Raw genomic sequence first — 10,948 nt, 5'->3', positions numbered from 1 at the left:
AGCGGGCCGCACCGCGACCGATCGCCGCGAGGGCGCCTGCGCCCCGGGCCGGGACGGGGGTGCACCCGACCGCGTACCCGCCGGGAGCGACGTACTCCCGGTGAAGTAACCGGGTTGCCCACAGGCATCGCACGCCGGCCGGCGGGCAGCGGCCCAGCGTGGGACGCATGACGTACCGCGGCCAACCGGGACTCCCGCTGGCTCTTCCCCGGCCGACGCGCCGGCCAGCCACTACACCCAGGCGGTCTCTCCGGCCCGCCTCGGAATTCCCACGGCCGCCGCCCGGACCGCAGCGACTCTCGGGTTGTCTACGTACACTGACGGGCATGGCGTGCCGCATCAGTGAGCTGGTCATCGACGCCGCCGATCCCGACCGGCTCGCCGCATTCTGGAGCAAGGTCCTCGGCTACGTCGAACTCGGCCGGGAGGACGACGGAAGCATCGAGATCGGGCCGCCCGACACCGGCTTCGGCGGCCCGCAGCCCACCCTCGTTCTCAGCCCCAGCAGCGACCCGCGGGCCGGGAAGCTCCGACTGCACATCGACGTCAACGCCACCGACCGCGACCAGGACGCCGAGCTGGAGCGGCTGCTCGCTCTCGGCGCCAGGCCCGTCGACGTCGGCCAGACCGGCACCGAGAGCTGGCACGTCCTGGCCGACCCAGAAGGCAACGAGTTCTGCCTCCTGCACACCCGGCTCCGGCCCCTCTGACCATGTGCGTCCTTGCGCCGAGCCGCTCGGCCGTTCCCATGAGGCCGGGGGTTGCCCGTCGGTGTCAGCGCCCGAACTCGGGCTTGCGTTCCGCCTTGTTCATCGACGAGCGGCCGCGGATGTTGCGGCGGCGGGCCTCCGCGTAGAGCTGGTCGCAGGTGGGGCCGTCGGCATCGGAGTGGGAGCTCTGGCCGCCCCGTTTGCTGGAGGACATGTCGCGGGTGGAGGTGCGGCTCGCGCTGTGGGCCTGGGGCGTTTCTTTCGGATCGTCTGATCGTTGGTCTGGCGTGTCGCCGGCTGATGCCCAGCGGGCCAGGATCGAGCCGCTGTTGCCGGACCGGGGACCGAAGCGGGGCGGCCGGTGGCGGGATCACGTCGTCGCGAGGTCCCTCACCTGTGGAATCCGATGATGTGACCGTAAGGATTGCCCGTTTGAGCCGTGACCAGTCGTCGCCGTGTACGAGGGCGTGGAGGAGCCGTCACGGCCCGCGGGATCGTCAGCTCTCGGTGAGCGCGAGCAGCTTGGTGACCGTGTTCCAGTTGCGGGCGGTCGCGGTCAGACCGAGCCATCGGTCGGTGAAGAGCGTGGCCAGCTTCGAGTCGCGGATCGTGTTGGGGAAATGGGCGTAGATCTCCCTCTCGCCGGGTCGGAACTCGTCCGGCGCGTACGCCGCCGGGTCGATGGTCGCCAGCCTGTCCAGCGGCACGGGGCCGGACAGGAAGACGACCAGGAACCTCGATCCGTCGACGCCCTCCATGGGGAAGGGATTCGCCTCCACCACGCGCCGCAGATCCGCACCGGTCCGTACCAGACAGGAGATGGTCAGGCCCAATTCGTCCGAGATGCGCCGCTTCAGGGCGGCGGCCAGCTGCAGTGCATCCTCCTCCTCGTGTGTGAAAACGGCGTTGCCGCTTTGCAGGTGTGTTCGTACGCCGGTGCCGCCGATCTCTGCGAGCAGCTCGCGCAGGGTCTGCATGGGCACCCTGTTCTTGCCCCCGACGTTGATTCCGCGCAGCAGCGCGACGTAGCTGGTCGTCGTCACGATCGCCACGTTAGCGGGCACTGCTGACTGAAAGCGCGTGGCATGTGACGTTGTGTGTGATTGTTGCGGGCGATGACGTGGGTCATGTGACGGAGCGTAACCGTGCAACGGGTCGCTTTCCAGGTCTGTGCGGATCATGCGCGATGCGCTCAGATGTCCCTCGTTCGAGGGACGAATTCCCGGCATGAACGGTTCGGCACCCCGACCGGTGGCTAATTTCCGCCCATGAACAGCAGCCACAACCGGCCCGTCGTCACAGAACTGCGGCTTTCCGCCTTCAAATCGCACCGCGGCGCGACCTTCGCGTTCGGCCCGCTCACCCTCCTCACGGGCGGCAGCGGCACGGGCAAATCCAGCGTGCTGGAAGGGCTGACCGTGCTCGGCCGGCTGGCCTGCGGGGCGGGACTCGACGAGGTGTTCGGCACGGTGGTGCGCGGCGGCGCCGCCGCGTGCGTGCCGCAGGGCGCCCAGCCGGACGCGCAGGGCCGACGCGGCTTCCGGATCGGCTGCACGGTGACCGGCCCCGTCGGCCCGGTGCGACTGGACGTCGCCGTGCAGGCCGAGCCGGCGTTGCGGATCGTCGGCGAGCGGCTGGCCGGCGCGGGCGAGACGCTGCTGACCACGGCACTTCGGGACCCCGCGCGCCCCACCGTCCAGGCCGCCTGGCACACCGCGGGCGCGGCCTCGGTGACCCGCGCCCCGCTGCCCGACGACCGGCTGGCCACCGCGCTGCTGCCGCTGCGCGTGTCGGGGCGTACGGACGGGCAACGCCTGGTGCTGGCCGCGGCCGAGCAGGTGGTGGTGGCGCTGCGCGGGGTGTTCCCGGTCGCGCCGCGGCCCGAGCTGATGCGCGCTCCCGTAGCGCTGGGCGACGGCCGGCTGCGGGGTTCCTGCGACAACCTCTCCGCGGTGCTGGCCAGGACCGAGGGCGAGTGCGTCACCCGCCACGCGGCGCTGGTGAAGGCGGTGCGAGCGGTGTGCAGTCCGCCTGTGGAAGGCCTGACCACGCTGCCCGTCGGACCTCCGGCCGACGGCCCGGGCGTGTCCGCCGAGAGGGTGATCGCGGCGGTGGACCGGGGGCCGCTCGGCAGGGTGCCGGTGGACCGGCTCGGCGACGGCGAACTTCGGTTCCTTGCGCTGGCGCTGGTGCTGCTCACCGGACCCGGCGTGCTGGACGTCGACACCAGTACGGAGGTGCTGCCGGCCGGCCAGGTGCTGACCGTCCTCGGCGACGGCCTCGACGTCGGGCTGGACCGCCGCCAGGTACACGAGTTGCTGCGGCTCGCCGGGCTGGCGGCGCAGCGTGGGCACATCCGGCTGCTGGGCACCGTCCAGGACGCGAGCTGTGCGGACGGGCTCGACGGGGTGTCGGTGCTGGGACTCGGCGGGGCGCGGCGGGCCCCTGAGCAGGATGGGGAGCCCACTGCTGCGGGGCGCGACGGTGCCGGACGGGAGGGTGCGGGGCGCGGGGGCGCCGGACGGGAGAAGACGGGGCCTGAACAGGGGGATCCGGCGCCGGAAGCCGCCGAGCGGGCAGCCGTGGAGGGTATGGACCCGGGCGCGCGTACGGGCGCGGCTCCGGCGGACGCTCCGCCGGATTCCGGACTGGAGGGCGCCGGCCGGGAGGATGCGGTAGACCAGTCCGGGTGACCGACCAACCCGACCTCGCGGCTCTGCAACGCCGCCTCGCCGATTTCGCGGCAGCCCGCAAGTGGCAGCCCTTCCACATCCCCAAGAACTTGGCCGTGGCGCTCAGCGTCGAGGCGTCCGAACTGCTGGAGATCTTCCAGTGGCTGACTCCTGAGCAGGCCGCAGCGGTGATGGACGACGAGGGGACCGCCCACCGGGTGCGGGACGAGGTGGCCGACATTTTGGCCTACCTGCTCCAGTTCTGCGACGTGCTCGGCATCGATGTGCTGGCCGCGCTCGCCGCCAAGATCGACCGTAATGAACTGCGGTTTCCACGGCCGGATGACCCCTCCGAGTGAGCGAGTTCTCCACAGGCGGGTCTTTCTCCACAGATGTGCCGCCCCGACCTTCCGCTCTGCCCCATATCTGTCACGCTGAGTGACATCGGTGGTGGCGTGAGAGCCGCCGCCCAGTGCACGGGAGGTGCGAGCGGGATGGACGCGGCACGGCTGGTGGCGGAGGCGGAACGCGCGATGCGCAGAAACCCGCAGCCTGAGGACGTCATTGCGGAGGCGTGGCAGGCGTACGAGCTGACGGAGGCGGTGGGGCGGCTGCTGGCACCGGAGGGGGGCAATCGCGCGGAGTGGAGTGGGGGCACGGGGAACGGAGCGGGCGCGCGGGACGGTGGCCGGACGGAGTGGGACGGGGGCGGCCCGGACGAGTGCGGCGGGACGACGGAGTGGGGTGCGGGCGCGGATCACGGTCGGCCGGTGGTGCGGGCCGGGCCCGGACCGGTGGTCTCGGCGGGCACGGCACCACTGAGGGCCCTGCGGCTGACCGCGGTGCGCGATCCGGCGGGCACGCTTCGGGCACTGCGCGTCCTGCTCGGTGAGATCGGGCAAGCCCTGGTGGCTCTCGTCTGCACGGCCGAGGACGAGACGGCGTACTGGATCCGCGTCGAAGCGCTGGACGCCGTGGACGAGGCGAAGGACCGGGTACGCGTATTGACCCTGGTCAACTTCGTTTGACCGAGAGGCCTGCGGTGCGGGCAGGATGGAGGAATGGATCTCCGAATCTTCACCGAGCCCCAGCAGGGGGCGAGCTACGACACACTCCTGACCGTGGCCAAGACCGCCGAAGACCTTGGCTTTGACGCCTTCTTCCGCTCCGACCACTACCTCGTGATGGGCGACCGGGACGGGCTGCCGGGACCCACGGACGCGTGGATCACCCTGGCCGGACTTGCCCGGGAAACCAGCCGGATCACGTTGGGCACCCTGATGACGGCAGGCACCTTCCGGCTGCCGGGCGTCCTCGCCATCCAGGTCGCGCAGGTGGACCAGATGTCGGGCGGCCGGATCGAGTTCGGCATCGGCGCGGGGTGGTACGAGGCCGAGCACACCGCGTACGGCATTCCGTTCCCGCAAGACAGGCTCGCCCGGCTGGAGGAGCAACTGGCCGTCGTCACCGGGCTGTGGAAGACGCCGGTCGGCCAGACCTTCGACTTCGAAGGGACGTACTACACGCTGAAGGACTCGCCCGCGCTGCCGAAGCCCGCGCAGGCCAAGGTGCCGGTACTGATCGGCGGCATGGGCGCCAAGCGCACCCCGGCGCTCGCGGCGCGGTACGCGGACGAGTTCAACGTGCCCTTCGCGTCGGTGGAGGACAGCGGCCGGCAGATCGGCCTGGTGCGTGCGGCGGTACAGGCGGCCGGGCGCGAAGCGGACGACCTGGTGTACTCCAACGCCCTGGTCGCCGCGGTCGGCAAGGACGACGCCGAGGTGGCCCGCCGGGCAGCGGCGATCGGCCGGGAGGTCGACGAGCTCAAGGCCAATGGGCTCGCCGGTTCGCCCGCCGAGGTCGTCGACAAGATCGGGCGGTACGCCGAGCAGGGCGCCACCCGGTTCTACGTCCAGATCCTCGACCTTGAGGACCTGGACCACCTGGAGCTGATCTCGTCCCAGGTCAGCTCGCAGGTGGGGTGAGCACGCGATGACGCCCCGCGCGCTTTCGCCCGAGCCTGGTCCCGGCGGTCCCGGCGGACGCGGTCCCCAGCCCGCCGTGGCCGGCTCCGATCCCGGGCCCGCCCCCGGGACCGCCGCTCCGGGTGCGCTGTTCGGGCCGGAGGAGACGCTCGTGCTGGACGGGGGGCTGTCCAACCAACTCGCCGACCAGGGCTGCGACCTGTCCGACGCACTGTGGTCCGCCCGGCTGCTCGCCGACGCCCCGGAGCAGATCGAGGCGGCCCACACCGCCTACGTACGAGCCGGCGCACGGGTGCTCATCACCGCCAGCTACCAGGCAACGTACGAGGGATTCGCACACCGCGGAGTCGGAAGGGAGGAAACGTCAGTGCTGCTGCGCGGCAGCGTCGAACTCGCCCGGCGGGCCGCCGGAGGCCGGCCGGGCGTGCGGGTGGCCGCGTCGGTCGGGCCGTACGGGGCGATGCTCGCGGACGGCAGCGAGTACCGGGGGCGGTACGGCAGGACCGTGCGGGAGCTGGAACGGTTCCACCGGCCGAGGATCGAGACGCTCGCCGCTGCGGCGCCCGACGTGCTGGCGCTGGAGACGGTCCCGGACAGCGACGAGGCCGAGGCGATGCTGCGAGCGGTTGAGGGGACCGGTGTCCCGGTGTGGCTCTCGTACACGATCGACGGTGAGCGGACCCGGGCCGGACAGCCCATTGCGGACGCGTTCGCCCTGGCGGTGGGCCGGGAGGACGTGATCGCCGTAGGGGTGAATTGCTGCGCCCCCGCGGACGCGGACCACGCCGTCGAGGTGGCGGCCGAGACCACCGGCAAACCGGTGGTCGTCTACCCCAACAGCGGTGAGCACTGGAACGCCGAGGCCCGCCGCTGGCACGGCGGCTCCGCCTTCGACCCGGCCCAGGTCACCCGCTGGCGCGCGTCCGGCGCCCGCCTCATCGGCGGCTGCTGCCGTGTGGGCCCCACCGAGATCGCCGCCATCGCCGCCGCGCTGCACGACGGGGGCTGACGGCCCGGACCCACCCGCGCGGCCCCGGGCCGGCAGGCACGTCCCCCGGCTTCTACGGGTCCAGCCCTCGGCTGTCCTGGCACGGCACCGCCGTACCCGCCTCCCTCGGGCCGCCCGGCTTCCCGCACGGGGTCGGCGGTGTCCGGTGGTGGGGGGTGGGTCACAGCACGGCGTCGGTCTCCAGGGGGCCGGCGGTGACGCGGAGCGTCCGGATCCGGGGCGGTTCCGTGTCGTCGACGTAATAGATGTGTATGAAGGGGGCGCGGACCACCCGCTGCGGTTCGGTCTTCCTCGCCATGGCCGCCTCCCCGCGCAGCAGGCGGACCTCGTCCGCGGTCCAGAACTCCAGCACCTCGTGCGTGACGTTCAGCGGCTCGTCGATCTTGACGAAGAACGCCTTGATCGCCTCGACGCCGCGGACGTGCTCGGTGCCGAAGAACATCTCAGTGTCCTCGGTCATGTGCCCGAACCCGGCACCGAACTCCAGGCTGTCGATCTCACGCATGATCTGCAGAATCCAGTCCGGCGTCACCGCCGGGGTCATCTCGTGTGTCATGGCGTCCCTCAGACCGTGGGGTGCGAGGTCACGATCGTTTCCACCCTACGGGGCCGAGGCCGGGGCCGGGATGTCGAGATCGCGAGGGGAACGTCGCTGGCTTCCGCAGGTGCCGGAGTCGGCGAGGTCTCCCTGGCGGACCGGGTACAGCATGGACACGTCGACGGATCGCGGGTCGAGGCTGCCCGGTCCGTGAGGTCCGCGTCCCCTCCTGGGCGGCAGCCCGCAGTCTGTCCGTTGACGACTGCTCCGCCCTCAACGGAGAAGGTGCCCAAAGCGATCACCGGACGCATCAACGGCAGCACCCGCGGTCCCGGTGTCGTCGGCGGTCGAGGGACGCTGAACCGGCCGCAGAAGTGGCGAGGGCGAGGGCGGTGCCCGAGGGACAGGGACATCGCGGCGGGGCGGTGGAAAAACGGGGGCGGGAGGGGGCGGGGAGAAGGAATACTCGGCCGGGTGTTTCTGACTGTTTCCACCACCGGCGGCGCCGCGGGTCCGGCCACGGACCTCGGATTCCTGCTGCACAAGCACCCGGAGAAGGCGCAGGTCTTCTCCACGTCCTACGGTGACGCGCACGTCTTCTATCCCGAGGCGTCCGCGGAGCGCACCACGGCCGCGCTGCTGCTGGAGGTGGATCCGCCCGCCCTGGTGCGGCGGGGGAGAGGCAAGGGCCGCGGCGGGGCGCCCGACGCGGCGCTCGCGCAGTATGTGAACGACCGGCCGTATGCCGCGTCCTCGCTGCTCGCGGTGGCGCTGCGCACCGTGTTCGCCAGTGCGCTCCGCGGTGAGTGCCGGGCCCTGCCGGAGCGGGCCGCGGCGCCGTTGCCGCTGCGGATCAAGGTGCCCGCGCTGCCCGCCCGCGGCGGGGCCGCGCTGGTCGTCCGGCTCTTCGAGCCGCTGGGCTGGCGGGTGTCGGCGCAGCCGGTGGCGCTGGACGCGCGGTTCCCGGAGTGGGGCGAGTCGCGGTACGTCGGCCTGGTGCTGGAGGGCGAGCTGCGGCTGGCCGACGCATTGCGGCACCTGTACGTACTGCTGCCGGTGCTGGACGACGCCAAGCACTACTGGGTGGCGCCGGACGAGGTGGACAAGCTGCTGCGGTTCGGCGAGGGCTGGCTGGCCGGCCACCCGGAGCAGAGCCTGATCACCAGCCGCTACCTGTCCCGGCGGTGGTCCCTGACCCGGCAGGCGCGGGAGCGGCTCGAACTGGCGCGGCTGGCCGACGCCGACGACATCGAGGTCGAGGAGATCGACAACGCGGTCGAGGCCGAGGGGCCGGAGGGGATCGGCAACATGGTCGAGGCCGAGGCGCCGGAGGAGTCCGGCGACGCGGTCGAGGCCGAGGCGCCCGGGGAGCGGCCCACCCCACTCGCCGTCCAGCGCCGCGAGGCGATCCTCACCGAACTGCGCGCCTCCCGCGCCGCCCGGGTACTGGATCTCGGCTGCGGCCAGGGCCAGTTGGTGGCGGCGCTGCTCAAGGAGCCGCGGTTCACCGAGATCGTGGGCGTGGACGTATCCGTACGGGCCCTCGACATCGCCGCGCGCAGGCTGCGTCTGGACCGGATGGGGGAGCGGCAGTCGTCGCGCGTCGCGCTGTTCCAGGGCTCGCTGGCGTACACCGACGCACGCCTCAAGGGCTATGACGCGGCCGTGCTGAGCGAGGTCGTAGAGCACCTGGACCTGCCGCGGCTGCCCGCCCTCGAATACGCCGTCTTCGGTTCCGCGCGCCCCGGTACGGTGATCGTCACGACGCCGAACGCCGAGTACAACGTGCGCTGGGAGTCGCTGCCGGCCGGCCACGTGCGGCACGCGGACCACCGTTTCGAATGGGACCGCGCGCAGTTCGCCGACTGGGCGCGGCAGGTGGCCGAGGAGTACGGGTACGACGCCCGGTTCGTACCCGTCGGCCCTGACGACCCCGAGGTCGGCCCGCCCACCCAGATGGCCGTCTTCACTCGCGCCGCCAACCCCGCGCCGAACACCACCCCGGACGCCACTCCGGACGCCAGGACCACCCCGGACACCAGAAACGACAAGGAGGCCGCGGCATGACCGAGCCCCAGCCCACCCGCGGCGCACCCCGCGTCCTCCCCGTCACCGACCTCTCCCTCGTCGTGCTGATCGGCTCCACCGGCTCCGGCAAGTCCACCTTCGCCGCCCGCCACTTCAAGCCCACCGAGGTGATCTCCTCCGACTTCTGCCGCGGCCTGGTCAGCGACGACGAGAACGACCAGAGCGCGACGAGCGACGCCTTCGACGTCCTGCACTACATCGCGGGCAAGCGGCTCGCCGCCGGACGCCGTACGGTCGTGGACGCCACCAACGTGCAGCCCGAGAGCCGCAGGCACCTGATCAAGCTGGCCCGCGAGTACGACGTGCTGCCCATCGCGATCGTGCTCGACGTCCCCGAGCAGGTCTGCGCCCAGCGCAACGCCGCCCGCCCCGACCGCGCCACGCTGCCCCGCCACGTCATCCAGCGCCACCAGCGCGAACTGCGCCGCTCGCTGCGCGGTCTGGAACGCGAGGGCTTCCGCAAGGTGCACATCCTGCGCGGCACCGACGACATCGACGCGGCCGAGATCCTCACCGAGCGCCGCTACAACGACCTGACGCACCTCACGGGACCGTTCGACATCGTCGGCGACGTGCACGGGTGCAGCTCCGAGCTGGAGACCCTGCTGGCCAAGCTCGGCTACGTGGACGGCGCGCACCCGGACGGCCGTACCGCCGTCTTCGTCGGCGACCTGGTGGACCGTGGCCCGGACAGCCCCGGCGTGCTCCGCCGCGTCATGGGCATGGTCGAGGCGGGCACCGCCCTGTGCGTGCCCGGCAACCACGAGAACAAGCTCGGCCGCCACCTCAGGGGCCGTCAGGTCCAGCACACCCACGGCCTGGCCGAGACCATCGCGCAACTGGACCGGGAGGACGAGCGCGACCCCGCCTTCCGCGAGCGGGTGCGGCGGTTCATCGAGGGCCTGGTCAGCCACTACGTCCTGGACGGCGGCCGGCTCGTGGTCTGCCACGCCGGCCTGCCGGAGAAGTACCACGGCCGCACCTCCGGCCGGGTCCGCTCGCACGCGCTGTACGGCGACACCACCGGCGAGACCGACGAGTTCGGCCTGCCGGTCCGCTACCCGTGGGCCGAGGACTACCGCGGTCGCGCCGCCGTCGTCTACGGGCACACGCCCGTCCCCACCACCTCCTGGATCAACAACACCATCTGCCTCGACACCGGCGCGGTGTTCGGCGGCCGGATGACCGCGCTGCGCTGGCCGGAACGGGAGATCGTCGACGTCCCCGCCGAGCGGGTCTGGTACGAGCCGGTCAAGCCGCTCACCCTCCGGGCACCCGGCGGCCGGGAGGGCCGACCGCTGGACCTGAACGACGTGGCGGGCCGCCGTACCGTCGAGACCACTCGCATGGGACGGCTCGCGGTCCGCGAGGAGAACGCCGCCGCTGCGCTCGAGGTGATGAGCCGTTTCGCGGTGGACCCGCGCCTGCTGGCGTACCTGCCGCCCACCATGTCGCCGTGCGCCACCTCCCAGCAGGACGGCTACCTCGAACACCCCGCCGAGGCCTTCGCCGCGTACCGCGAGGACGCCGTGCGGCAGGTGGTGTGCGAGGAGAAGCACATGGGGTCGCGGGCAGTGGCCCTGGTCTGCCGGGACGAGGCCGCCGCGGCGAAGCGGTTCGGCGTCGAAGGGGTGAGCGGCGCGCTGCACACCCGGACCGGACGGCCGTTCTTCGACGACCCCGCCGTCACCGAGGAGGTACTGGCACGGCTGCGCGCCGCCGTCACCGCCGCCGGGCTGTGGGAGGAACTGGGCACCGACTGGCTGCTGCTCGACGCGGAACTGCTGCCCTGGTCGCTCAAGGCGTCCGGGCTGCTGCGCAAGCAGTACGCGGCGGTCGGTGCGGCAGCCGGTGCCGCCGTCCCGCCCGCGCTCGCCGCCCTGGAGGCGGCGGCCGGCCGCGGCACCGACGTGTCCGCGCTGCTGGCCAGGCTGCGGGAGCGGGCG

Annotated in this window: 9 protein-coding genes and 2 pseudogenes; 8 read left to right on the top strand and 3 right to left on the bottom strand. The window is 72.4% G+C overall.

Translation table 11 applies throughout. From position 1 onward, the window contains the following. Nucleotides 1-326: 326 nt before the first annotated feature. Nucleotides 327-710, top strand: coding sequence for a VOC family protein (locus tag VIW71_RS04800; RefSeq protein WP_331620695.1), 384 nt, complete (start codon nucleotides 327-329; stop codon nucleotides 708-710). A gap of 64 nt (nucleotides 711-774) precedes the next feature. Here VIW71_RS04800 and VIW71_RS04795 read toward each other — a convergent pair. Continuing rightward, nucleotides 775-966, bottom strand: a pseudogene (locus VIW71_RS04795) (plasmid stabilization protein); the annotation flags it as partial. A gap of 241 nt (nucleotides 967-1,207) precedes the next feature. After that, nucleotides 1,208-1,753, bottom strand: a complete 546-nt coding sequence (locus tag VIW71_RS04790) for a DUF1697 domain-containing protein (RefSeq protein WP_331620694.1) — start codon at nucleotides 1,751-1,753, stop codon at nucleotides 1,208-1,210. Between the two features lie 225 nt (nucleotides 1,754-1,978). Between VIW71_RS04790 and VIW71_RS04785 the strand changes: the two are divergent. The 5 genes and pseudogenes from VIW71_RS04785 to mmuM all read left to right on the top strand — a co-directional run. After that, nucleotides 1,979-3,148: pseudogene (locus VIW71_RS04785) on the top strand (AAA family ATPase); the annotation flags it as partial. 251 nt (nucleotides 3,149-3,399) lie between these two features. Beyond that, on the top strand, nucleotides 3,400-3,741 hold the full coding sequence (locus VIW71_RS04780) for a nucleotide pyrophosphohydrolase (protein ID WP_331620693.1): 342 nt from the start codon (nucleotides 3,400-3,402) through the stop codon (nucleotides 3,739-3,741). Between the two features lie 135 nt (nucleotides 3,742-3,876). Continuing rightward, nucleotides 3,877-4,410: a DUF6099 family protein gene (locus tag VIW71_RS04775; RefSeq protein WP_331620692.1), complete on the top strand. Its 534-nt coding sequence runs from the start codon at nucleotides 3,877-3,879 to the stop codon at nucleotides 4,408-4,410. A 33-nt stretch (nucleotides 4,411-4,443) separates the two neighbouring features. Beyond that, complete coding sequence (locus VIW71_RS04770) at nucleotides 4,444-5,367, top strand: LLM class F420-dependent oxidoreductase (protein WP_331620691.1); 924 nt, start codon at nucleotides 4,444-4,446, stop codon at nucleotides 5,365-5,367. Between the two features lie 76 nt (nucleotides 5,368-5,443). After that, nucleotides 5,444-6,376, top strand: coding sequence for a homocysteine S-methyltransferase (gene mmuM / locus VIW71_RS04765; protein WP_414720657.1), 933 nt, complete (start codon nucleotides 5,444-5,446; stop codon nucleotides 6,374-6,376). A 160-nt stretch (nucleotides 6,377-6,536) separates the two neighbouring features. Here mmuM and VIW71_RS04760 read toward each other — a convergent pair whose 3' ends face one another. Beyond that, complete coding sequence (locus VIW71_RS04760; RefSeq protein ID WP_331620690.1) at nucleotides 6,537-6,932, bottom strand: nuclear transport factor 2 family protein; 396 nt, start codon at nucleotides 6,930-6,932, stop codon at nucleotides 6,537-6,539. 456 nt (nucleotides 6,933-7,388) lie between these two features. Here VIW71_RS04760 and VIW71_RS04755 point away from each other — a divergent pair, with 456 nt between their 5' ends. Together VIW71_RS04755 and VIW71_RS04750 are read left to right on the top strand one after the other, a co-directional pair. After that, nucleotides 7,389-8,981, top strand: coding sequence for a 3' terminal RNA ribose 2'-O-methyltransferase Hen1 (locus tag VIW71_RS04755; protein WP_331620689.1), 1,593 nt, complete (start codon nucleotides 7,389-7,391; stop codon nucleotides 8,979-8,981). Next, nucleotides 8,978-10,948, top strand: a 1,971-nt coding sequence (locus tag VIW71_RS04750) for a polynucleotide kinase-phosphatase (RefSeq protein WP_331620688.1), incomplete at its 3' end; no start/stop codon positions are given. The genes VIW71_RS04755 and VIW71_RS04750, both read left to right, overlap by 4 nt.

It is taken from the genome of Streptomyces sp., from assembly GCF_036524955.1.
GTDB lineage: Bacteria > Actinomycetota > Actinomycetes > Streptomycetales > Streptomycetaceae > Actinacidiphila.
This window is presented reverse-complemented; position numbering and strand designations above follow the sequence as displayed.